Below are 25389 nucleotides of genomic sequence, written 5' to 3' on the forward strand. Positions count from 1 at the left end.
GTGGTCACGTCAGGACACCCCCAGCTCGCGGTCGATGAAGTCGAAGACCTCGTCCGGGGTGGCGTCCTGGAGCTTCCCGGCGACGCCGTCGCCGTCCGCCGGGGCGTCCACCTCGTTGAGCGAGGCCAGCAGCGTCCGGAGCCGTTCGGTGATGCGCAGCCGCGCGCCCCGGTCGGGGGCGGCGCCGGACAGTGCCGCCTCCAGCCGCTCCAGCTCGCCGAAGACCGGCGCGGCGCTGGTCACTCCGCCGTCCACGACGGCGGCGCGGACGTACTCGGCGAGCAGCGCGGCGGTCGGGTAGTCGAACACCACAGTGGCGGGCAGCCGGACGCCGGTGGCGGCGGTGAGCCGGTTGCGCAGCTCCACCGCGGTCAGCGAGTCGAAGCCGAGTTCCCGGAACGCCCGGTCGGGCTCGACGGCGGCGTCCGAGGCGTGCCCGAGCACCGCCGCGGCCTGGCCCCGGACCAGGTCCAGCAGCGTCTTGCGCCGTTCCGCCTCGCTCTGCCCGGCGAGCAGGGCGGCGAGCGACTCGGCGGACGGGCCGGCGTCGTCGGCACGCTCGGCGGTGGCGCGGCGGGCCTCGGGGATGCCGGTGAGCAGCGGGCTGGGCCGGACCGCGGTGAAGCCGGGCACGTACCGGGCCCAGTCGACGCCGGCGACCACGGTGACCGGTTCGCGGCGGGCGAGGCAGCCGGCGAGCGCGGCGAGCGCGAGGTCGCTGTCGAGCCGGGCGACGCCGCTGCGCCTGCGGCGTTCCGCCACGGCCGGGTCGGCGTCGGCCATGCCGCCGGTGGCCCAGGGCCCCCAGGCGACGGAGGTGGCCGGCAGGCCCCGCCGGTGCCGCTGCTCGGCCAACGCGTCCAGGTAGGCGTTCGCGGCGGCGTAGCTGCCCTGCCCGGCGGCGCCGAGCTGGCCGGGCAGCGCGGAGAAGAGCACGAAGGTACGCAGGTCCTTGTCGGCGGTCAGCTCGTGCAGGTGCAGCGCGCCGAGCACCTTGGGTCGCAGCACGTCGGCGATCCGGTCGGCGGTGAGGCCGTCGAGGACCCCGTCGTCGAGGACGCCGGCGGTGTGCACGACGCCGGTCAGCGGCGCGTCGGCGGGCACCTCGTCGAGCAGCTTGGCCAGCGCGGCCCGGTCGGCCACGTCGCAGGCGGCGACCGTGACCCGGGCGCCCCGGTCGGTGAGGTCCCGGACCAGGTCGGCGGCGCCGGGCGCGTCGGCGCCGCGCCGGCTGACCAGCAGCAGGTGCGCCGCGCCCCGGTCGGCGAGCCAGCGGGCCACCTGGCCGCCGAGCGCGCCGGTGCCGCCGGTGACCAGCGTGGTGCCGGGGTGGTCGGGTGCGGGGTCGACGCCGCCGCCGCCGGGCGCCCGGACGAGCCGGCGCACCAGCAGCGTGACGCCGTCGACGGCGAGCTGGTCCTCCCCGTCGGGCCCGGTGAGCGCGGCGCAGAGCAGGTCCCAGCCGTGGTCGTCGAGCGTGGCCGGCACGTCGACCAGGCCGCCCCAGCGTTCCGGGTGTTCCAGCGCGACGACCCGGCCGAGGCCCCAGAGCAGGGCCTGTTCGGGCCGGCCGGCGCCACCGTCGCGGGTGGTGCCGGCGGCGCCCCGGGTGAGGCACCACAGCGGCGCGGCCACGTCGAGGTCGCCGAGCGCCTGGACCAGGGCGAGCGAGCGGGCCAGGAACGGCGGCACGGGCTCGGTGGCGTCGACCGGGCCGTCGGTGAGCGCGAGCAGGGAGAGCACCCGGTCGGCCGGGTCGGTGCCGGCGGCGGTGAGCCGGGCGGCGACGGCGGCGCGGTCGGTGGCGTCGGCGGGCAGCAGCACCAGCCGGGCGTCCGCGCCGCGCCGGGTCAGTTCGGCCACCGCCGTCTGCGCCTCGGCGGTGACGGCCTCGTCGGCGACGACCCACCAGACGCCGATGAGGTACCCGACCGGAACTCCGCCGTACGGCTGCCAGACGGCGCGGTAGCGCAGGTCGTCGAGCATGGACCTGTCGCGTTGCCGGCGCCGCCAGTCGGCGAGCAGCGGCAGCGCCGCGCCGAGCCGGTCGAGCGATTCGGCGGCGTCGGCGGCGGTGAGGTCGGCGAGCGCCGCGAGGTCCTCGTTGTCGACGGCGGCCCAGAAGGCGGCGTCGACGCCGGTCGGGCTCTCCCCGGAGGCGGGCGCGTCGGCGTTGGTGCGTGGCCAGTAGCGGGCCCTGTCGAACGCGTAGGTGGGCAGCGCGACGGTGTCCGTCCCGGCGAGGACCGTGGTCAGGTCGACCGGCAGACCGATGCTGTACGCGGTCGCCAGGTTGGTCAGCAGGCGCGTCGGGTCGTCCTCACCGCGACGCAGCGTCGACAGCGTGTGCCCGGCCGTGCCGAGGTCGTCCAGGATCGCGGTCACCGGCATGGTCAGCACCGGATGCGGGCTGATCTCCACGAACGTCGTGTGTCCCGCCTCGACCGCCGTCCGCACCGCCGCGTCGAAGCGGACCGTGCGGCGCAGGTTGTCGTACCAGTAGTCCGCCGTCATCGTCGCCGGGTCCACCCAGTCCCCGGTCAACGTCGACACCAGACGGGTGTGACCGGGCTGCGGCGTCACACCCGCCAGGTCGGCACGCAACTGCTGGGCGACCTCCTCCACGGCGGCGGAATGCGAGGCGTAGTCCACCGGGATCAGGCGGGCCCGGATGCCGTCGGCCTGACACGCGTCCACCAGATCCGCGACCGCCTGCGGCGGACCGGAGACCACCACGGTCGCCGGGCCGTTGACCGCCGCGACGCCGACACCGTCGAAGCCGCCCAGCCGGGCGGTCACGTCGTCGGCCGACAGGTCGACCGACGCCATCGTCCCGGTACCCCTCAGCGCGGACAGGGCACGCGACCGCAACGCGACCGTCTTGGCCGCGTCGTCGAGGGACAGGATGCCCGCCACGCAGGCGGCACCGATCTCCCCCTGTGAGTGCCCGATCACCGCCTGCGGCGTGACCCCGACGTGCCGCCACACCGCGGCGAGGGCGATGCCGACGGCCCACAGGACCGGCTGCACCACCTCGACGCGCTCCAGCCAGGACTCGTCGTCGCCGGTCAGCACGTCCACGATGTCCACGTCCAGATACGGCGCCAACGCCGTCTGACACTCGGCCAACGCGGCGTCGAACACCGGCGTCCGACCCACCAGACCCGCCGCCATCCGCGCCGACTGCGCACCCTGACCCGGGAACACGAACACCGGGCCGGCACCGTGCGCGGCCACCGCGCCGGCCACCAGGTTGCCCGCGGGCGCACCGGACGCGAGCGCGTCCAACCCGGACAGCAACTCCTCGACCGACGCCCCGAGCACCACGGCCCGCTGGTCGAACGCCGACCGGGTGGTGGCCAGCGACCAGGCCACCGCGGCCGGGTCGGCCGGGTCGGCGCGCAGGTGCCGAGCCAACCGCTGGGCCTGCCGGGCGAGCCCGTCGCGGGTCCGCGCCGACACCGGCCAGGCGACGACGCCGGCGTCGAGCAGTCCAGGCCGGGCGGGACGCGCGTCGGGAGACGCCTCGTCGGGTAGTTCGAGGATGACGTGGGCGTTGGTGCCGGAGATGCCGAACGAGGACACCGCCGCCCGCCGGCCGGAGCCGCTGCCCGGCCACTGCCGGTTCTCGGTGACCAGCTCCACCGCGCCGGCCGACCAGTCGATGTGCGGCGAGGGCGCGTCCACGTGCAGCGTCATCGGGACGACCCCGGCCCGCATGGCCAGGATCATCTTGATCACACCGGCGACGCCGGCGGCGGCCTGGGTGTGGCCGATGTTCGACTTCACCGAGCCGAGCAGCAGCGGCTCGACGTCCGCGCGGCCCTGCCCGTACGTGGCGATGAGCGCCTGCGCCTCGATCGGGTCGCCGAGCGTGGTGCCGGTGCCGTGCGCCTCCACCACGTCCACGTCGGCCGGGGACAGCCGCGCATTGGCCAGCGCCGCGCGGATGACCCGCTGCTGCGACGGCCCGTTCGGGGCGGTCAGCCCGTTGGACGCGCCGTCCTGGTTGACCGCGCTGCCGCGCAGCACGGCGAGCACCGGATGGCCGTTGCGGCGGGCGTCGGAGAGCCGTTCGACCAGCAGCATCCCGACGCCCTCCCCCCATCCGGTCCCGTCGGCGGCGGCGGCGAACGCCTTGCACCGCCCGTCGGCGGCCAGGCCGCGCTGGCGGGAGAACTCGACGAACAGCCCCGGGGTCGACATGACGGTCACGCCGCCGGCGAGCGCCAGGTCGCACTCGCCGCGTTGCAGCGCGGCGGCCGCCAGGTGCAGCGCCACCAGGGACGACGAACACGCCGTGTCCACCGAGACCGCCGGTCCTTCCAACCCCAACACGTACGCCACCCGCCCCGAGACCACGCTCGCCGCGTTCCCGGTGCTCGCGAACCCTTCGACCTCGTCCGCGGACACCATCAACAGGGCCCCATAGTCCTGTCCGTTCGTGCCGACGAACACCCCTGTTCGTGAACCCCGCAAGCCACCCGGGTCAACCCCTGCCCGTTCGATCGCCTCCCACGACGTCTCCAGCAGCAGGCGCTGCTGCGGGTCCATGGCCACCGCCTCGCGTGGTGAGATGCCGAAGAACCCGGCGTCGAAGTCGGCCACGTCGTAGAGGAACGCGCCGGTGCGGACGTAGGAGGTGCCGGCGGAGTAGGGGTCGGGGTCGTACAGCCGGTCGACGTCCCAGCCGCGGTCGCCGGGCAGGTCCGAGACGGCGTCCCGGCCGGCGTGCAGCAACTGCCAGAACCGCTCCGGGTCGGTGACGCCGCCCGGGAACCGGCAGGACATGGCGACCACCGCGACCGGCTCGTCGTCGGCCAGCGGCGCGGGGCCGGCGACCGCCTCGGTCTCGGCTCCGCCGCCCAACTCCTCGTCCAGGTGGCGGGCCAGCACCGTGGCGGTCGGGTAGTCGAAGACCAGCGTGACCGGCAGCCGCAGCCCGGTGGCGGTGCCGAGCCGGTTGCGCAGCTCGACCGCGGTGACCGAGTCGAAGCCGAGGTCCCGGAACGCGTGGTGCGGGTCGACGGCCTGGCCGCCGTCGTACTTCAGGACCGTGGCCGCCTGGTCGCGGACCAGGTCGAGCAGCGCCTGCCGGCGCTGCGCGGACGCCATCCGGGCGAAGGCGCCGACCGGCTCGACCTCGGTGGTCTCCTCCGGTTCCCGGTCGGCGGCGAGCCGCCGCACCTCGGGGATCTCGGCGATCAGCGGGGCCGGGCGGGTGGCGGTGAGCGCGACCCGGAACCGGTCCCAGGCGATGTTGGAGATGGTCAGGAACGTCTCGTCGTGGGCGAGCGCCTGGTGCAGCGCGGCGATCGCAAGCCGGGGCGCCATCTCGGGCGCGCCGTGCCGGTGCAGCATCCGGCCGAACTCGCCGTCGGCCATGCCACCGCCGCCCCAGGCGCCCCAGGCGATGGAGGTGGCCGGCAGGCCGAGGTCGCGGCGGTGTTCGGCGAGCGCGTTGAGGTAGGCGTTGCCGGGGGCGTAGTTGCCGACGCCGGAGCTGCCCACGGTGCCGGCCATCGCGGAGAACAGCACGAACGCGTCGAGGTCGAGGTCGCGGGTCAGCTCGTGCAGGTTGACCGCGGCGGTGACCTTGGCGGCGAGCGCGTGGTCGAGCTGGTCGACCGTGAGCGCGCCGATCACCGCGTCGTCGAGCACGGCGGCGGTGTGCACGACGGTGGTGAGGGGATGCTCGGCGGGCACGGCGGCCAGCACGGCGGCGAGCGCGTCCCGGTCGGCGGCGTCGCAGGCCGCCACCGTGACCCGGGCGCCCAGCGCGGTCAGCTCGGCCTCCAGCTCGGCGACGCCGTCGCCGGACCGGCCGCGCCGACTCAGCAGCACCAGGTGGTCGGCGCCGTTGGCGGCGAGCCAGCGGGCCACGTGCCCGCCGAGCGCGCCGGTGCCGCCGGTGACCAGCGCGGTGCCGGTGGGCCGCCAGTCGCGCGGGGCGGGGGTGTCGCCGAGCGGGGCACGCCGCAGCCGCCGCCCGTACGCGCCGGTGGGGCGCAGCGCGACCTGGTCCTCCCCGTCGACGCCGGCGAGGACGCGGGCGAGCCGGACGGCGGTGCGGTCGTCCGGGCTGTCGGGCAGGTCGACCAGGCCGCCCCAGCGGTCCGGGTGTTCCAGCGCGGCGATCCGGCCGAAGCCCCAGGCGAGCTGCTGCGTCGGGTGGGTCAGCGGGTCGGCGGGGCCGGTGGAGACCGCGCCCCGGGTGAGCGTCCACAGCGGCGCGCGGACGCCCGCGTCGCCGAGCGCCTGGGTGAGCGTGACGGTGCCGGCGAACCCGGCCGGCACGTGCGGGTGGCCGGGCAGCGGCGTCTCGTCGCGCGCCAGGAGGGAGACCACGCCGGTGGGCGGGGCGTCCCGGTGCGTGTCGCGCAGCCGGTCGGTGAGCGCCTCCCGGTCGGGCGCACCGGTCAGCGCGATCTCGACGACGGTGGCGCCGTGCCGACGCAACGCGTCCGCCACCACGTCGCGGTCCGCGTCGACATCGGCGGCGGTGACCAGCCACCAGGCGCCGGTGAGGGTCGGCGCGGCGGAGCCGTCGGGGGCGACCGGAAGCCAAGTGTCGCGGTAGCGCCACGAGTCGATGGTGGCCTGGTCGCGGTGGCGGCGACGCCAGGCGGCGAGCGCCGGCAGCAGCGCGGTGAGGGCCTCCTCGGACACCTCGGCGACGTCGGCCAGCTCGGCGCCGACCGCGGCCGGGTCCTCGGCCTCGACGGCGGCCCAGAACCGGGCGTCGACCTCGTCCACCTCGACCGTGCCGGCAGTTGTCTCGGCGGTCGCGGCGGCAGCCGGGCGCGGCCAGTAGAGCTGCCGCTGGAACGGGTACGTGGGCAGGTCGAGCCGGCGGGCGGGGCGGCCGGCGAACGCGGGCCGCCAGTCGACGGCGGCGCCACCGGCGTACACCTCGGCGACCGCGCGGTGGAACCGGCCCAGGCCGCCCTCGTCGCGGCGCAGCGTGCCGGTCACGGTGACCGCGGCCGGGTCGGCGGCGGCCGACTCGACGCTCTCCTGCATCGCCATGGTGAGCACCGGGTGCGCGCTGACCTCGACGAACGTCTGGTGGCCGGTGGCGGCGAGGTCGCGGATCGCCGCCTCGAAGCCGACCGTCTGCCGCAGGTTGCGGTACCAGTAGTCGGCGTCCAGGCCGGCGGTGTCGAGCCAGTCGCCGGTCACCGTGGACCGGAAGCGGATGCCGCCGGTGCGCGGGCGCAGGCCGGCGAGCAGCTCCCGCAGCCGCTCGCGCAGCGGTTCGACGTGCGCGGAGTGCGACGCGTAGTCCACCGGCACCCGGCGTACCCGCACGTCCCGCCCCTGGTAGTGGGCGACCAGCTCGTCGAGCGCGGCGGAGTCGCCGGAGACCACCACCGCGGTGGGGCCGTTGATCGCGGCGAGCGAGATCCGGCCGTCCCAGCGGGTGATCGTCGCGGTGACCTCGTCGGCGGTGGTGGCGACGGAGACCATGCCGCCGTCGCCGGCGATGCCGGCGATGATCCGGCTGCGCAGGGCCACCACGGCGGCGGCGTCGTCCAGGCTGAGCCCACCGGCGACGTACGCGGCGGCTATCTCGCCCTGGGAGTGGCCGACCACGGCCGAGGGGTGCACGCCGTAGGAGCGCCACAGCGCGGCGAGGGACACGCCGACCGCGAACAGGGTCGGCTGCACCACGTCGACCCGGTCCAGCGACGGCGCGCCGGGCACGCCGCGCACCACGTCCGTCGGCGACCAGTCGACGTGCGGGCGCAGCGCCTCCGCGCAGGCGGCGAACGCCTCGGCGAAGACCGGGGCGGTGTCGAGCAGCTCGGCGGCCATGCCGGTCCACTGCGAGCCCTGGCCGGGGAAGACGAAGACCACGTCGCCCGGCGTACCGGGGGCGCGGGTGACGGTGTCCGGCGCGGGCCGGCCGTCGGCGAGCGCGCCCAGCGCGGCGGTCAGGTCGTCGCGGCCGGCGGCGAGCACCACCGCGCGGTGCTCGTGGGCGCTGCGCGTGGTCGCCAGCGACCAGGCCAGGTCGGGCAGCGCGGCGTCCGGTACGGCGTCCAGGTGCGCCCGCAGGTCGCGGGCGCGGGCGGCGAGCGCGGCGGCGGTCCGCCCGGACAGCGTCCAGGGCAGCTCCCCGGCCGGCCCGGCGTCGTCGTCCGGCGTCGGTTCCGCCGGCGGCGCCTGCTCCAGGATGGTGTGCACGTTGGTGCCGCTGATGCCGAACGAGGAGACGCCGGCGCGGCGGGGCTGGTCGCCGGCCGGCCAGGGGCGGGCCTCGGTGAGCAGCGCGACAGTGCCGGCGGACCAGTCGACGTGCGGGGTGGGCTCGTCCACGTGCAGGGTGGGCGGCAGCACGCCGTGGCGCAAGGCGAGCACCATCTTGATCACGCCGGCGACGCCGGCCGCGGCCTGGGTGTGGCCCAGGTTCGACTTGACCGAGCCGAGCCAGAGAGGCCGGTCGGCGTCCCGGGCCTGCCCGTACGTGGCGATCAGCGCCTGCGCCTCGATCGGGTCGCCGAGCGTGGTGCCGGTGCCGTGCGCCTCGACGGCGTCGACCTGGTCGGGGGCGAGCCCGGCGTTCGCCAGGGCCTGCCGGATGACCCGCTGCTGGGCCGGCCCGTTGGGGGCGGTGAGCCCGTTGGACGCGCCGTCGGAGTTGACCGCGCTGCCGCGTACCACGGCCAGGACCGGGTTGCCGTCGCGGCGGGCGTCGGAGAGTCGCTGGAGCACCAGCAGGCCGACGCCCTCACCCCAGCCGGTGCCGTCGGCGGCGCCGGCGAACGGCTTGCAGCGCCCGTCGGCGGCCAGGCCGCGCTGCCGGGAGAAGCCGACGAAGATGCCCGGCGTGGCCATCACCGTGGCGCCGCCGGCCAGCGCCAGGTCGCACTCCCCCGCCTGCAACGCCTGCGCGGCGAGGTGCAGCGCGACCAGCGACGCGGAGCAGGCGGTGTCGACAGTGACGGCCGGGCCGTGCAACCCGAAGGTGTACGCGAGCCGGCCGGAGATGACGCTGGCGGAGACGCCGGTGGCGAGGTAGTTCTCGTCGCCGTCCCCGGCGGCCAGCAGCAGCGAGCCGTAGTCCTGGCCGTTGGTGCCGACGTAGACGCCGGTGCGGCTGCCGCGCAGCGCGGCCGGGTCGAGCCGGGCCCGTTCGAACGCCTCCCAGGCGGTCTCCAGCAGCAGCCGCTGCTGCGGGTCCATGGCGATCGCCTCGCGCGGGCTGATGCCGAAGAACGCCGGGTCGAACTCGCCGGCCGAGTCGACGAAGCCGCCCTCCCGCACGTAGCTGGTGCCGAGGTGCTCGGGGTCGGGGTGGTAGAGCTCGGCGACGTTCCAGCCGCGCTCCTCGGGCATCGGCGACAACGCGTCGGTGCCGTTCGCGACGAGGTCCCAGAGCTGTTCCGGCGAGGCCACGCCGCCGGGGAACCGGCAGCTCATGGCCACGATGGCGACGGGTTCGCGGTGCCTGTCGACGTCGGCGGCGACGACCGCGCCGCCGGTGTGGTCGTCGGCCTGGCCGTGCAGGTGGGCGGCGAGTTCGGCGACCGTGGGGTGGTCGAAGACGAGCGTGGCGGGCAGCGTCATGCCGGTCTCGGCGGCGAGCCGGTTGCGCAGCTCGACCGCGGTGAGCGAGTCGAAGCCCAGGTCGCGGAACGTGCGGTCGGGCAGCGGCCGGCCGGCCGGGTGGCCGAGCACCAGCGCGGCCTGGGTGCGGACCAGCTCGGTGAGCTGCGGCAGGGACCGGCCGACCACCACCGCCGGGGCCACCCGGGCGGGTCCGGTGGGCACGCCGGGCAGGCCGGCGAGCAGCGGCGCGGGCCGGCCGCGTACGGCGGCGAGGCGTCCCCAGTCGACGTCGGCGACGGTGACGGCCGGCGCGGCGGCGCCGACGATCCGGCCGAGCGCGGCGGCGGCCGGCTCGGCGGGGAGCGGGTTGACGCCGCCCCGGGTCAGCCGGGCGGTCAGCTCGGCGCTGGCGGCGGCCATGCCGTCGGCGGCCCAGGCGCCCCAGGCGATGGCGGTGGCCGGCAGCCCGAGGCCGCGGCGCCAGGCGGCGAACGCGTCCAGGAAGGCGTTGGCCGCCGCGTAGTTGCCCTGTCCGGCGCTGCCGATCACGCCGGCGAGCGAGGAGAACAACACGAACGCGTCGAGCCGGCGGTCGGCGGTGGCGTCGTGCAGCACCCGGGCCGCGCGCACCTTGCCGTCCAGCACGGCATCCAGGCGGGTCAGGTCGAGGCCGTCGAGGATGCCGTCGTCGACGACGCCGGCGGTGTGCACCACGGCGGTCAACGCGGGCAGCTCGGCGACCAGCGCGGTGACGGCGGCGGGGTCGGTGACGTCGCAGCGCACCACCCGGGCACCGGGCAGCTCGGCGGCCAGGTCGGCGGCGCCGGGCGCGTCGGGGCCGCGCCGGGAGGCGAGCACCACCTCGGTCGCGCCGGCGGCGAGCAGCCAGCGGGTGACCTGCCGGCCGAGCGCGCCGGTGCCGCCGGTGACCAGCACCGTGCCGGTCGGCCGCCAGCCGGGGCCGGCGGACGGGCCGGCGGGGACGAGCCGGCGGCCGAACGTGCCGTGCGGCCGGACGGCGACCTCGTCGTGGCCGCCGTCGGCGAGCACCGCGCGCAGCGCGTCGGCGTCGATCCGCTCCGGCGTGGCGTCGGCGGGCAGGTCGACGAGACCACCCCAGCGGTCGGGTTGTTCCAGCGCGACGGTCCGGCCGAGCCCCCAGGCAGCCGCCGCGTACGGGTCGGCGAGCGGCTCGCCGCCGCCCACCGAGACCGCGCCCCGGGTGACGCACCAGAGCCGGCCGGTCCGGCCGGTGTCGGCGAGCGCCTGCACCAGCGTGAGCAGCAGCGCGGTCCCGGCCGGTACGGCGGGCGCGTCGGGTCGCGGCGCGTCCGGGCCGGGCAGCACGCAGAGCACGCCCCGCCAGCCCGCCTCGTCGTGGCCGCGCAGCAGTGCGGCCAGGTCGGCGCGGTCGGTGTCGGCGGGCACGGTGAGCACGTCGACGTCGGCGCCGGCCACCGCGAGTGGGGCCGCCCAGGGGGCTGGATCGTCGACGGCGACGACCAGCCAGCGGCCGGTCAGTGCCGGGGCGGGCGCGGGCCGGACCGCCTCCCACTCGACCCGGTACGACCAGCCGTCGAGCACCGCGTCGCGTTGCCGGGCGCGCCGCCACGACGACAGCACCGGCACGGCCGGGCCGAGCGCGGCCACCGCGTCCGGGTCGTCCTGCACGGCCAGTTCGGACGCCACGGCCGGCAGGTCGCCGCGTTCCACGGCGGCCCAGAACCCGCCGTCCGCGCCGTCGGCGCCGTCCAGGCCGACCGCCGGGCGGGCCACGCCGTCACCGGCCCAGTACCGCTCCCGCTGGAACGCGTAGGTGGGCAGGTCGACCCGGTGGGCGCCGGTGCCGGCGAACCAGTCGGTCCAGGTGACCCGGTGGCCGTGCACGTGCAGCTCGGCCAGCGCGGCCAGCAGCGCCTCGACCTCGGGACGGTCGCCGCGTTGCGCGGCGACGGCGCGGACCGGCTCACCGGGCAGGAGGTCGGCGGTCAGCGCGGTCAGCACCGCGCGGGGGCCGAGCTCCAGGAACGTGTCGGCGCCGGCGGCACGCAACGCGTGCACACCGTCGGCGTGCCGGACCGCCTCCCGGACGTGCCGCACCCAGTAGTCGGCGGTGCGGATCTCGTCCGGGTCGGCCAGCTCGCCTGTCACGTTCGACACCACCGGCAGCGTCGGCGCCGCGAACGTCAGCCGCTCCAGCACCGCCCGGAACTTCGTCAGCACCGGCTCCATCAGCGGGCTGTGGAACGCGTGGCTGACGGTCAGCCGGCGGGTGCGTACCCCCCGGTCCCGCCAGAGCCGCTCCAGCCGGTCGACCGCGTCGGCGGCGCCGGACAGCACCACGGCGGCCGGGCCGTTGACGGCGGCGACGTCGACCGGCTCGTCCGGCTCGTCCGGGTCGGTCAGCGAGGCGCGGACGTCGGCCTCGGACGCGGCCACGGCGAGCATCGCGCCGCCGGCCGGCAGCGCCTGCATGAGCCGGCCGCGCGCGGCGACCAGCGCGGCGGCGTGCTCCAGCGACAGCACGCCGGCCACGTGGGCGGCGGTGACCTCGCCGATGGAGTGGCCGCCGACCAGGTCGGGCGTCAGGCCGAACGACTCGACGAGGCGGAACAGCGCCACCTCGACCGCGAACAGGCCGGCCTGGGTGAACACGGTCTGGTCCAGCAGGTCGCCGTCGTCGAACAGCACCTCCTTCAGCGGCCGGGGCAGCGCCCGGTCCAGGTAGGAGCACACCTCGTCCAGCGCGGCGGCGAACACCGGGAACTGCGCGTACAACTCGCGGCCCATGCCGGCGCGTTGCGCGCCCTGGCCGGAGAAGAGCACCGCGAGCTGGCCCCGGGGCGTGCCGGCGCCCGTGACGACGGTGCCGGCCGGCTCGCCGGCGGCGAGCGCGCGCAACGCGGCGACCAGGTCGTCCGGGCCGGTGGCGGCGACCACCGCCCGGTGGTCGAGCACGGACCGGGACACCACCGAGGAGTACGCGACGTCGAGCGGGCGCACGTCGGAGCCGGCGGCGAGCCAGGCCGCCCAGCGGCCGGCCTGGGCGGCGAGCGCGTCGGCGGACCGGGCGGAGAGCAGCACCGGCACCACCGGCCGGGCGGCCGGGGTCGGCTCGTCCTCGGCGGGTTCCGGCTCGGGCGCCTGCTCGATGATGGTGTGCGCGTTGGTGCCGGACACGCCGAACGAGGACACCGCAGCCCGACGCGGCCGGTCGGTGGCCGGCCACGGGGTGGCCTCGGTGGCGAGCGTGACCGCGCCGGCGGTCCAGTCGATGTGCGGCGACGGCGCGTCCACGTGCAGCGTCGGCGGGACGACGCCGTGCCGGACGGCCAGCACCATCTTGATCACGCCGGCCACGCCGGCGGCGGCCTGGGTGTGGCCCAGGTTCGACTTGACGGAGCCGAGCAGCAGCGGCGTCTCCCGCTCCTGCCCGTACGTGGCGAGCAGCGCCTGCGCCTCGATCGGGTCACCGAGCGTGGTGCCGGTGCCGTGCGCCTCCACCACGTCGACCTGCTCGGGGGTGAGCCGGGCGTTGGCCAGCGCCTGCCGGATCACCCGCACCTGGGACGGGCCGTGCGGGGCGCTCAGCCCGTTGGACGCGCCGTCCTGGTTGACCGCGCTGCCCCGGATCACCGCGAGCACCGGGTAGCCGTGCTTCTGCGCGTCGGAGAGGCGGGCCAGCAGCAGCATGCCGACGCCCTCGGACCAGCCGGTGCCGTCGGCGGCGGCGGCGAACGGCTTGCACCGGCCGTCGGCGGCCAGGCCGCGCTGGCGGCTGAAGCCGACGAACACCGCCGGGGTGGGCATCACGGTGACGCCGCCGGCCAGCGCCAGTTCGCAGTCGCCGTTGCGCAGCGCCTGCACGGCCAGGTGGATCGCCACCGAGGAGGAGGAGCAGGCGGTGTCGATGGTGACCGCCGGCCCTTCCAGGCCGAGCGTGTACGCGATCCGGCCGGAGACGATGCTGGTGGAGTTGCCGGTGAGCGAGTGCCCCTCGCCGTCCTGCCCGGACTGGGCGAGGATCGCGTCGTAGCCGTGCGCGGCGGCGCCGACGAACACGCCCGTGCGGCTGCCCCGCACGGCCGGCAGCGGCAGCCCGGCGCGTTCGAACGCCTCCCAGCTCGCCTCCAGCAGCAGCCGCTGCTGCGGGTCCATGGCGACCGCCTCGCGGGGGCTGATGCCGAACAGGTCGGCGTCGAAGTCCCCGGCGTCGTAGACGAAGCCGCCCTCCCGCACGTAGCTGGTGCCCGGGTGGTCGGGGTCGCTGTGGAACAGCCGGTCGAGGTCCCAGCCGCGGTCGGCGGGGAACGGGCCGATCCCGTCGCGGCCGTCGCGGACCAGCTCCCAGAGCTGCTCCGGCGACCCGACGCCGCCCGGGTAGCGGCAGGTCATCGCCACCACCGCGACCGGCTCGGTGTCGCGGGCCTCCAGCGCCCGCAGCCGCCGCCGGGTGCGCCGCAGCTCCGAGGTCGTACGCTTCAGGTACTCGACGTACTTCTCGTCCTCGCTGTTCACCGTGGTCCTACCCTCACTCGGCGTACCGATGTCGTCGCGGCCGGCGGTCAAGACGTCTCCAGCTCACGGTCGATCAGGTCGAAGATGTTCTCGGTGGTGGCCGACTCCAGGTCGCCGTCGTCGGCGGCCGCCTCCCGCGCGGTCAGCCGGTCCAGCAGGCCGTGCAGCCGCTCGGTGATGCCGCGGAACGCCTCGTCGTCCGGGTCGAGCCCGGCCAGCGCCGCCTCCAACCGGTCGAGGTCCCGTCCGACGCCACCGGAGGCGTCGGCCGCGCCGTCGGGCACGGCGATCTGCGTGGCCAGGTGGGCGGCGAGCGCGGCGGGGGTCGGGTTGTCGAAGACCAGCGTGGCCGGCAGCCGCAGCCCGGTGGCCGCGCCGAGCCGGTTGCGCAGCTCGACCGCGGTGAGCGAGTCGAAGCCGAGTTCCCGGAACGCGCGGTCCGGCTCCACCGCGGCCGGGTCGCCGACGCCGAGCACCACGGCGACGTGCGCCAGCACCAGGTCCCGCAGCGCCCGTTCGCGTTTCTCGGCGGACAGGCCGCGCAGCGTCTCCGCGTACGCCGGGCCGCCGGCCGCCTCGGTGACCGCGCCGCGTCGGGTGCCGGCGCGGACCAGCGCGGTGAGCAGCGGGTGGACCGGGCCGCCGGCACCCTGCGTACTGATCTTCGCGGGCATCAGCGTGGGCCGTTCGGAGCGCCAGGTGGCGTCGAACAGCGCGAGCGCCTCGTCGTCGGTGAGTGCCACCAGGCCGCTGCGTTCCAGCCGCCGCCGGTCGACCGCGCCGAGGTGGCCGGTGATGCCGCTGGCGGTGGCCCACAGGCCCCAGACCAGGGAGACGGCCGGCAGCCCGGACGCGCGCCGGTGCTCGGCGAGGGCGTCGAGGAACGCGTTGCCGGCCGCGTAGTTGCCCTGGCCCGGCCCGCCCATCAGGCCGGCGGCGGCGGAGTAGAGCACGAACGCGGTCAGCTCGTGGTCGCGGGTGGCGCGGTGCAGGTTCCAGGCCGCGTCGACCTTGGGGCGCAGCACCGCGGCGAGCCGCTCCGGGGTGAGCGACTCGACGGTGGCGTCGTCGACGACGCCGGCGGTGTGCACCACGGCGCGCAGCGGGTGCCGCGCGTCCACCAGGGACAGCACGTCGTCGACGGCGTCCGGGTCGGCCAGGTCGGCGGCGACGAGCTGCACCTCCGCGCCCAGCGCCTTGAGGTCGGCGAGCAGCTCGTCGGCGCCTTCGGCGTCCGGGCCGCGCCGGCTGACCAGCAGCAGGTGCCGGGCGCCGTGCGCGGCGACCAGGTGCCGGCAGAGCAGCGCGCCGAGCGTGCCGGTGGCGCCGGAGACCAGGACGGTGCCGTCGAGCCGGGGCGCCAGCGGGATGCTCAGCGTGAGCTTGCCGACGTGCCGGGCCTGGCTGAGGAAGCGGAACGCCTCGGGCGCGCGCCGGACGTCCCAGGTGCGGCGCGGCAGCGGGCGCAGCGCGCCGTCGGCGAACAGCGCCATCAGCTCCGCCAGCATCCGCCCGACCGTGGCCGGGCCGGCCGCCATCAGGTCGAAGCCCTGGTAGCTGACGCCGGGGTGGTCGGCGGCGACCCGGGCCGGGTCGCGCGGGTCGGTCTTGCCCATCTCGACGAACCGGCCGCCGCTGTCGAGCATCCGCAGCGACGCGTCCACGTACGCGCCGGCGAGCGAGTTGAGCACCACGTCGACGCCGCGCCCGTCGCGGCGGGCCCGGAACTCGTCGACGAAGTCGAGGGAACGCGAGGAGGCGATGTGCGTGTCGTCGAGGCCGGTGGCGCGCAGCACCGGCCACTTGCCAGGGCTGGCCGTGCCGTAGACCTCGGCGCCGAGGTGCCGGGCGATCTGCACGGCGGCCATGCCGACACCGCCGGTGGCGGCGTGCACCAGCACCGACTCCCCGGCGGTGAGCCGGCCCAGCTCGACCAGCCCGTACCAGGCGGTCAGGAAGACCACCGGCACGCCGGCCGCCTCCGCGTACGACCAGCCGTCCGGGATGCGGGTGACCATGCGATGGTCGGTGACCGCGACGGTGGCGAACGAGCCGGCGAAGATGCCCATCACCCGGTCACCGGGCTTCAGGTCGGTGACGCCGGGGCCGACCTCGCGCACCACGCCGGCGCCCTCGCTGCCGAGCACCTCCTGGCCGGGGACCATGCCGAGCGCCAGCACCACGTCCCGGAAGTTGAGGCCGGAGGCGCGCATCTCGACCGCGACGTGCCCGGCCGGCACCGCGCCGGCCTCGACCGGCACCGGCAGCAGCGCCAGGTTCTCCAGCGTGCCCTTCTCGGTGACGTCGAGCCGCCACGGCTGCCGGTCGCCGGGCGGCGTCAGCACGCCGGTGTCCCGGGCCCGGACCAGTCGGGGGGTCAGGGCGGCGCCGTCGCGGAGCGCGAGCTGCGGTTCGCCGGACGCGAGCGCGGCGGGCACCGCGTCGAGCGTGGCGGCGGCGTCGTCCAGGTCGAGCAGCGTGAACCGGCCGGGGTGTTCGGACTGGGCGGAGCGGACCAGCCCCCACACCGCGGCGCGGGCCGGGTCGCGGGGGGCCTCGCCGGGCGCGGCGGCGACCGCGCCGCGGGTGGCGAGCACCAGGCGGGCGGCCTCCAGGCGCGGTTCGGCCAGCCACTGCCGCACCAGCGCGAGCGCGTCGCGGGCGGCGGAGTGGGCGTCCGCGTCGACCCGCTCCGGGTCCGGGTCGGGGCCGCCGCGCAGGTCGACCACGATCTCCGGTACGTCGTCGCCGCCGTCCACGGCGGCGAGCAACGCGTCCAGGTCGGGGTGGACGGTCACCCGGTGACCGGACTCGGTGAGCGCGGCGGCCAGCCCGTCGTGATCACCGCCGGCCCGGCCGTGGCCGGTCTGTTCCTTGGCGGCCAGCTCGGCGCGGTCGTCGGTGAGCAGCGCCCAGCGGGCCGGGGCGGTGACGGCGTCGGTGGCCGGCAGCGGCGTCCAGTCCAGGTGGAACACGGCGGTGCGGCGCAGCGCGGCGGTGCCGTCGTCCTGACCGGCGGCGACCGGGCGGAACGTCAGCGACTCGACCGTGGCGACCGGACGGCCGGCCGGGTCGGCGAGCGTGACGGCGACCGTGTCCGGGCCGAGCGAGCGGATCGTGACCCGCAGCCGGGTGGCGCCGTGGGCGTGCAGCGTGACCGCGCGGAGCGTGAACGGCAGCCAGCCGCTGCCGGCCTCGGCCGGCGTGCCGAGCAGCGCGGTGGGGCCGGTGGCGTGCAGGGCCGCGTCGAACAGCGCCGGGTGCAGGCCGAACCGGGACGCGTCGGCGGCCTGCGCCTCGGGCAGCGCCACCTCGGCGTACACCTCGTCGCCGTGCCGCCAGACGCGGTGCAGGCAGCGGAACGCGGGGCCGTAGGTGAGGCCGGCCTCGGCGGTGCGGGCGTACCAGGCGTCCAGGTCCGCGTCGACCTCGACGGCGCCGGCCGGCGGCCACTCCCCCGGCCCGGGTACGGGCTCCGGGAGCTGCGGCAGCAGCAGACCCTCGGCGTGCCGGGTCCAGTCGGCGTCGCCGTCGTCGGCGGGCCGGGAGTGCAGCGTGACGGCCCGTTCGCCGGCGTCGCCGGGCGCGCCGACGCGCACCTGCACCTGGACCGCGCCGGTGGCGGGCAGCACGAGCGGGCTGATCAGCGTGAGGTCACCAACCTGGCCGGCGTCGACCTCGTCGCCGGCCCGGATCACCATGTCGGCGAGCGCGGTGCCGGGGACGACCACGGTCCGGCCGACGACGTGGTCGGCGAGCCACGGGTGGGTACGCGTGGACAGCCGCCCGGTGAGCACCACGGTCCGGTCGTCGGCGACCGGCAGCGCGGCGCTGAGCAGCGGGTGCCCGGCGTCCTGGAGGCCGGCGGAGGCGACGTCGTGGGTGGGTCGGGCGGTGGTGGTGAGCCAGTACCGCTTCCGGTCGAACGCGTACGTGGGCAGGTCGACGGTGGTCGCGGGTGCGAGGACCGTGGTGAGGTCGACGGGCAGGCCGATGGTGTGGGCGACCGCGAGGCTGGTCAGCAGTCGGGTCGGGTCGTCGTCGCCCCGCCGCAGCGTCGACAGGGTGTGCCCGGTGGTGTCGGTGTCGTCGAGGATCGCGGTCACCGGCATGGTCAGCACCGGATGCGCCGAGACTTCCACGAACGTGGTGTGCCCGGCCGCGAGCGCGGTGCGTACCGCCTGCTCGAACCGCACCGGCTGCCGCAGGTTCGTGTACCAGTAACCGCCGTCCATGCTCTCCGGATCGGCCCAGTCCCCGGTCACGGTGGACACCATCCGGGTGTGACCCGCCTGCGGGGCCAGCCCGGCCAGGTCGGCCAGCATCCGCTCGCGGATCTGCTCCACGCCCGGGTTGTGCGAGGCGTAGTTGAACGGCACCGGCTTCGCCCGCACCCCCTCGCCCTTCCACCGACGGCGCAACTCCGCCAGGGTGTCCGGCGGCCCGGACACCACCACATGACCGGGCCCGTTGAGCACCGCCACCACCGTGCCCTCGACGCCCTCGATCCGCGCCTCCACCTCGTCGACCGGCAGATCCACCGCCAACATCCCGCCCGAACCGGCGAGGGTGGACAGGGCCCGGGCTCGCAGGATCACCGCCTTCGCCGCATCGTCGAGGGACAACACCCCGGCCACGCACGCGGCGGCCATCTCCCCCTGCGAATGCCCGATCACCAGCGACGGCTCGACCCCGGCAGCCCGCCACACCGCCGCCAGGGACACCCCCACCGCGAACAACACCGGCTGCAGGATCTCGACCTTGTCGAGCCAGGCGTCGTCGGCACCGGTCAGCACCGACACCAGGTCCACGTCCAGGAACGGGGCGAACGCCCGCTGACACTCCGCCAACCGCGCGTCGAACGGCGCACACCGGCCCACCAGACCGGATGCCATCCGCACCGACTGACCACCCTGACCCGGAAACACGAACACCGGACCCGGCCCGTGCTCGACGACCGAGCCCGACACCACGTTTCCCGCCGGGGTCCCCGACGCGAGCGCGTCCAGCGCCGCCAGCAGCTCGTCGCCGGTCGTGCCGACCACTGCGGCGCGGTGCGCGAACGTCGAGCGGGTGGTGGCCAGGGACCAGGCCACCGCCGCCGGGTCGACCTGCTCGCCGGCGCGCAGGTGGGCGGCGAGCCGGGCGGCCTGCGCGGCGACGCCGGCCCGGGTGCGGGCCGACACCGGCCACAGCCGGACGTCGGTGTCCACCAGGCCGGGCACGGCGGGCACCGGCCGCGCGTCGGGCTCGTCGGCCTGTTCGATGACGACGTGCGCGTTGGTGCCGGAGATCCCGAACGACGACACCGCCGCCCGACGCGGCCGGTCCACCGCCGGCCACGCCCGCGCCTCGGTCACCAGCTCCACCGCGCCGGCCGACCAGTCGATGTGCGGCGACGGCTCGTCCACGTGCAGGGTCGGCGGCACCACGCCGTGCCGCATGGCGAGGACCATCTTGATGATCCCGGCGACGCCGGCGGCGGCCTGGGTGTGGCCGAGGTTCGACTTGATGGAGCCGAGCAGCAACGGCTGTTCCCGCTCCTGCCCGTACGTGGCGAGCAGCGCCTGCGCCTCGATCGGGTCACCCAGCGTGGTGCCGGTGCCGTGCGCCTCCACCACGTCCACGTCCGACGTGGACAGCCCCGCGTCCGCCAACGCCGCCCGGATCACCCGCTGCTGCGACGGACCGTTCGGCGCGGTCAGGCCGTTGGACGCACCATCCTGGTTGATCGCGCTGCCGCGCACCACGGCGAGCACCGGGTGGCCGTGGCGGCGCGCCTCGGAGAGCCGTTCCAGCAGCAGCACGCCGACGCCCTCGCCCCAGCCGGTGCCGTCGGCGGCGGCGGCAAACGCCTTGACCCGGCCGTCGGCGGCCAGTCCGCGCTGGCGGGAGAACTCCACGAACAACCCGGGCGTCGCCATCACGGTCACGCCGCCGGTCAGCGCCAGGTCGCACTCGCCGCGCCGCAGCGCCTGCACGGCCAGGTGGAACGCGACGAGCGAGGAGGAGCAGCCGGTGTCCACGGACACGGCCGGTCCTTCCAGGCCCAGCGCGTACGACACCCGGCCGGACACCACGCTTGCCGCGTTGTCGGTGCCGCCGAAGCTCTCGTCCGGGGCGACCAGCAGCAACGCGCGGTAGTCCTGCCCGTTGGTGCCGGCGAACACGCCGGTCCGGGAGCCGCGCAGCGACTCCGGCACCACGCCGGCCCGTTCGATCGCCTCCCAGGAGGCCTCCAGCAGCAGCCGCTGCTGCGGGTCCATGGCGGCGGCCTCGCGGGGCGAGATGCCGAAGAACACCGGGTCGAAGTGGCCGGCGTCGTGCACGAACGCGCCCTGGTCGGTGTAGGTGGTGCCGGCCGACGCCGCATCCGGGTCGACGAGCGTGTCCGGGTCCCAGCCCCGGTCGGTGGGGAAGTCGCCGACCGTGTCCACGCCGTCGGCGACGATCCGCCACAGTGCCTCCGGGTCGCTGACGCCGCCGGGGAAGCGGCAGGCCATCGCCACCACGGCCACCGGCTCCTCACCGGGGGCGACGGTGGCGACCGTGGTCGCGGCGGGCGCCGGGTCGGCGCCGAGCAGCGTGGCCAGCAGCAGCCGGGCCAGCGCCACCGGCGTGGGGTGGTCGAAGACCAGCGTGGTGGGCAGCGGCTGGCCGGTGGCGGCGACCAGCCGGTTGCGCAGCTCCACCGCGGTCAGCGAGTCGAAGCCGAGGTCCCGGAACGCGGTGGTGGCCGGGATCGCGGCGGCGTCGGCGTGGCCGAGCACGTCGGCGGCGAGTTCCCGGACCAGGTCGGCGAGCGTCTCCTCGCGGCGGGCCGGGTCCAGGCCGGCGAGCCGGGCCCGCAGCGTCGCCGCCGGGCCGTCGTCGGCGTCGTCGGCCGGCACGCCGCCGTCGAGCGCGGCCTTCGCCTCCGGTACGCCCTCCAGCAGCGGCCGGCGCCGGGCGGAGGCGTACGCGGGGGCGAACCGGGACCAGTCCACGTCGGCGACGGTGAGCGTCACGTCGTCGTGGTCGAGGGCCTGCCGCAGCGCGCTCATCGCGACGTCCGCGTCCATCGGCGGCACGCCCCGGCGGCGCAGTGCCCGGTCGGAGTCGGCCACGTGCATGCCGCCCTCGCCCCAGGAACCCCAGGCGATGGCGGTGCCGGCCAGCCCGTCGGCACGTCGCCGCTGCGCCAGCGTGTCCAGGTAGGCGTTGCCGGCCGCGTACCCGGCCTGCCCGGCGCTGCCCCAGGTGGCGGCGATGGACGAGTAGACGACGAACGCGTCCAGGTCGTCGTCGGCGAGCAGCTCGTGCAGGTGGGCCGCGCCGGCCACCTTGCCGGCGGTCACCTCGGCCAGTTCGGCGGCGGTGACGTCGCCCAGCGGGGTGGTCTGCGGCAGGCCGGCGGTGTGCAGGACGGCGCGGATCGGCGGGCCGTCCGCGCGGAGCCGGTCGAGCAGCGCGGCGACGGCGGCCCGGTCGGCGAGGTCGCAGGCGGCGACCGTGACGCGGGCACCCCGGTCGCGCAGCTCGGCGGCCAGCTCGGTGGCCCCGGGCGCGTCCGGACCGCGCCGGCTGACCAGCGCCACGTGCTCGGCGCCGGCGTCGGCGAGCCAGCGGGCGGCGCGCGCGCCGAGCCCGCCGGTGCCGCCGGTGACCAGCACGGTTCCGGTGGGCGTGAAGCGACGTACCGGGGGGCGGTCGCCGATCGGCGCGCGGACCAGGCGGCGGCGCAGGACGCCGGGGCCGCGCACGGCGAGCTGGTCCTCGCCGGCCGGCGCGGCGAGCAGCGCGGCGAGCCGGCCGGCGGCGCGCGCGTCGGGCTCGGCGGGCAGGTCGACGAGGCCGCCCCAGCGGTGCGGGGCCTCCACGCCGACCACCCGGCCCAGGCCCCAGACCGCGCCCTGGGCCGGGTCGGTCCCCCGGTCGTACGCGGCGGCGGCGACCCCGTTGCGGGTCACCAGCCACAGCGGCGCGGCCACGCCGGCGTCGCCGAGCGCCTGGGTGAGCGCGAGCGTGGCGGCCAGGCCGGGCAGGAGCGGGTCCGCGTCGGTGCGGGGTGCCCAGGACAGCAGCGAGACCACCCCGGCGGCACCGGAAGCGGACGCGGCCCCGGCGTCGTCGGCGGGCGCGGGCCCGTCGGCGGCGTCGGCGAGCGCGGGCCGGTCGGCGGCGTCGGCGGGCGCGACGGCGTCGGTGAGGGCGGCGGCGAGCGCGGCCCGGTCGGCGTCGGGTGCCACGGCCAGCGGGCGCACGTCGGCGCCGGCGGCGGTGAGCGCGTCGCGGACGCCGGCCACCGCCGGGTCGTCGTCGAGGCCGGCGGGGACCGCCAGCAGCCAGGTGCCTTCGAGCCCGGCGGCGGCCGGCTCCGGGGCGGCCTGCCACTCGATCCGGTAGCGCCAGCCGTCGAGCTGGTCGTGCTGCTGCTGCCGGCGCCGCCACCCGGCGAGCACGGGCAGCAGCGTGCGCAGCGACTCGGCCGCCTCGGCGTCGTCGACGGCGAGGGTGTCGCGCAGGGCGTCCAGGTCGGCGCGGTCGACGGCGTCCCAGAAGCGGTGGTCGAGCAGGCCGGCGCCGGCGGTCGGGACGGCCGGCTCACCGGCGGGCACCCAGTGGTGCTGCCGCTGGAACGGGTAGGTGGGCAGGTCGACCAGGCGGCCCGGCCGGCCGGCGAACGCGGGCCGCCAGTCCACCGCCGTACCGGCGACGTGCAGCGCCGCGACGGACCGGTGGAACCGGTCCAGGCCGCCCTCGTCCCGGCGCAGGCTGCCGCTCACGGTGGCCGCGCCCGGGCCGGCGGCGGCCTCGGCGCTGTCCTGCACCGCCATGGTGAGCACCGGGTGCGCGCTGACCTCGACGAACGTGCGGTAGCCGGCGTCGACGAGGCGGCGGACCGCGTCGTCGAAGTGGACGGTCTGGCGCAGGTTGCGGTACCAGTAGTCGGCGTCGAGGCTCGCGGTGTCGAGCCAGTCGCCGGTCACGGTGGAGCGGAACCGGACCGTGCCGCTGCGGGGCGTCACGTCGGCGAGCCGGGCCAGGAGCTGCTCACGCAGCGGTTCCACGTGCGCGGAGTGGGAGGCGTAGTCCACCGGCACCCGGCGGACCCGGACGTCCCGGGCCTCGTAGTGGGCGACCAGCTCGTCCAGCGCGGCGACGTCGCCGGAGACGACCACCGCGGTCGGGCCGTTGACCGCCGCGAGGGAGATCCGCCCGGCCCAGCGGGTGATCGTCTCGGTCGCCTCGTCGGCGGTGGTCGCCACGGACACCATGCCGCCGTCGCCGGCCAGCTCCGCGATGACCCGGCTGCGCAGCGCCACCACGGCGGCGGCGTCCTCCAGGGTCAGGCCGCCGGCGACGTGGGCGGCGGCGATCTCGCCCTGCGAGTGGCCGACCACCGCAGACGGCTGCACGCCGTAGGACTGCCACAGCGCGGCGAGGGACACCCCGACCGCGAACAGCGCCGGCTGCACCACGTCCACCCGGTCCAGCGACGGCGCGTCCGGCGCGCCGCGCACCACGTCGAGCAGCGACCAGTCGACGTACGGGCGCAGCGCCTCGGCGCAGGCGGTCAGCTTCTCCGCGAACACCGGGGCGGTGTCGAGCAGCCCGGCGGCCATCCCGACCCACTGCGAGCCCTGGCCGGGGAAGACGAACGCGACCTCGCCGGGCTGCCCGGCGGCGCCGGTGACCAGCGGCGGGGCGGTACGGTCGTCGGCGAGCGCGTCCAGCGCGGCGGTCAGCTCGTCGCGGTCGGCGGCGAGCACCACGGCCCGGTGTTCCAGCGGCGACCGGGAGACCACCGACGTCCAGGCCACGTCGGCCGGCGCGAGGTCCGGGTCCGCGGCGAGGTGCCGGGACCAGCGCTCGGCCTGCTGGCGCAGCGCGGTACGGGTACGGCCGGCGACCAGCACCGGCCCGGTCCGGTCGGCCGGCGTGGCCGGGGCCGCCGCCTCCTCGGCGGGCTGTTCCAGGACGATGTGGGTGTTGGTGCCGCTCATGCCGAACGAGGAGACGGCGGCCCGGCGGGGCCGGTCCACGGCCGGCCACGGCGTCGGCTCGGTCACCAGGCGGACCGCACCGGCGGCCCAGTCGACGTGCGGGGTGGGCTCGTCGACGTGCAGCGTGGCCGGAACGGTCCCGTGCCGCATGGCGTAGATCATCTTGATGATCCCGGCGATGCCGGCGGCGGCCTGGGCGTGCCCGAGGTTCGACTTGACGGAGCCGAGCAGCAGCGGCCGGTCGGCGGGCCGGTCCTGCCCGTACGTGGCCAGCAGCGCCTGCGCCTCGATCGGGTCGCCCAGCGTGGTGCCGGTGCCGTGCGCCTCCACCACGTCGACCAGGTCGGGGGTGAGCTTCGCGCCGGCCAGCGCGGCCCGGATGACGCGCTGCTGGGACGGGCCGTTGGGGGCGGTGAGACCGTTCGACGCGCCGTCCTGGTTGACCGCCGAGCTGCGGATGACGGCCAGCACCGGGTGGCCGTTGCGGCGGGCGTCGCTGAGCCGTTCCAGCAGCAGCACGCCGACGCCCTCGGACCAGCCGGTGCCGTCGGCGGCGGCGGCGAACGACTTGCACCGGCCGTCGGCGGCCAGCCCGCGCTGCCGGGAGAACTCGACGAACGGGCCGGGCGTGGCCATCACGGTGGCGCCGCCGGCCACCGCCAGCCCGCACTCGCGTTCCCGCAGCGCCTGGGCGGCGAGGTGGACCGCGACCGACGAGGACGAGCAGGCGGTGTCCACGGTGATCGCCGGGCCCTCCAGCCCGAACGTGTAGGCGAGCCGGCCGGAGACCACGCTGGCGGCGGTGCCGGTGAGCACGTACCCCTCGGCGTTCGGCGCGCGGTGCAGCACCGCGGCGTAGTCCTGGCCGGACGTGCCGACGAAGACGCCGGTGCGGCTGCCGCGCAGCGACAGCGGCGCCAGGCCGGCGCGTTCGAACAGCTCCCAGGTGACCTCCAGCAGCAGCCGCTGCTGCGGGTCCATGGCGACCGCCTCGCGGGGCGAGACGCCGAACAGCGCGGCGTCGAACTGCCCGGCGTCGGCCAGGAACCCACCGGCCGCGGTGTACGAGGTGCCGGCGTTCTCCGGGTCGGGGTGGTGCAGCAGGTCGAGGTCCCAGCCCCGGTCGGCGGGGAAGTCGCCGATCGCGTCGCCGCCGTCCGCGACGAACCGCCACAGCTCCTCCGGCGAACTGATCCCGCCGGGGTAGCGGCAGCTCATCGCCACCACCGCCACCGGCTCGGACTCCTCGGCGGTGACCTCGCGCAGCCGCTGGCGGGTCTGGTGCAGCTCGGTGACGACCCGGGTCAGATACTCCCGGAGCCGCGCCTCG

Annotated in this window: 1 protein-coding gene and 1 pseudogene; both read right to left on the bottom strand. The window is 76.9% G+C overall.

Going from position 1 to position 25389, the window contains the following annotated elements:
* Positions 1-9: 9 nt before the first annotated feature.
* Complete coding sequence (locus ACH495_RS19395; protein ID WP_396859122.1) at positions 10-14073, bottom strand: type I polyketide synthase; 14064 nt, start codon at positions 14071-14073, stop codon at positions 10-12.
* A gap of 47 nt (positions 14074-14120) precedes the next feature.
* A pseudogene (locus ACH495_RS19400) lies at positions 14121-25385 on the bottom strand (type I polyketide synthase); the annotation flags it as partial.
* Positions 25386-25389 lie beyond the last annotated feature (4 nt).

The organism is Micromonospora sp. NPDC018662 (genome assembly GCF_044391475.1).
Taxonomy (GTDB): Bacteria; Actinomycetota; Actinomycetes; order Mycobacteriales; family Micromonosporaceae; genus Micromonospora.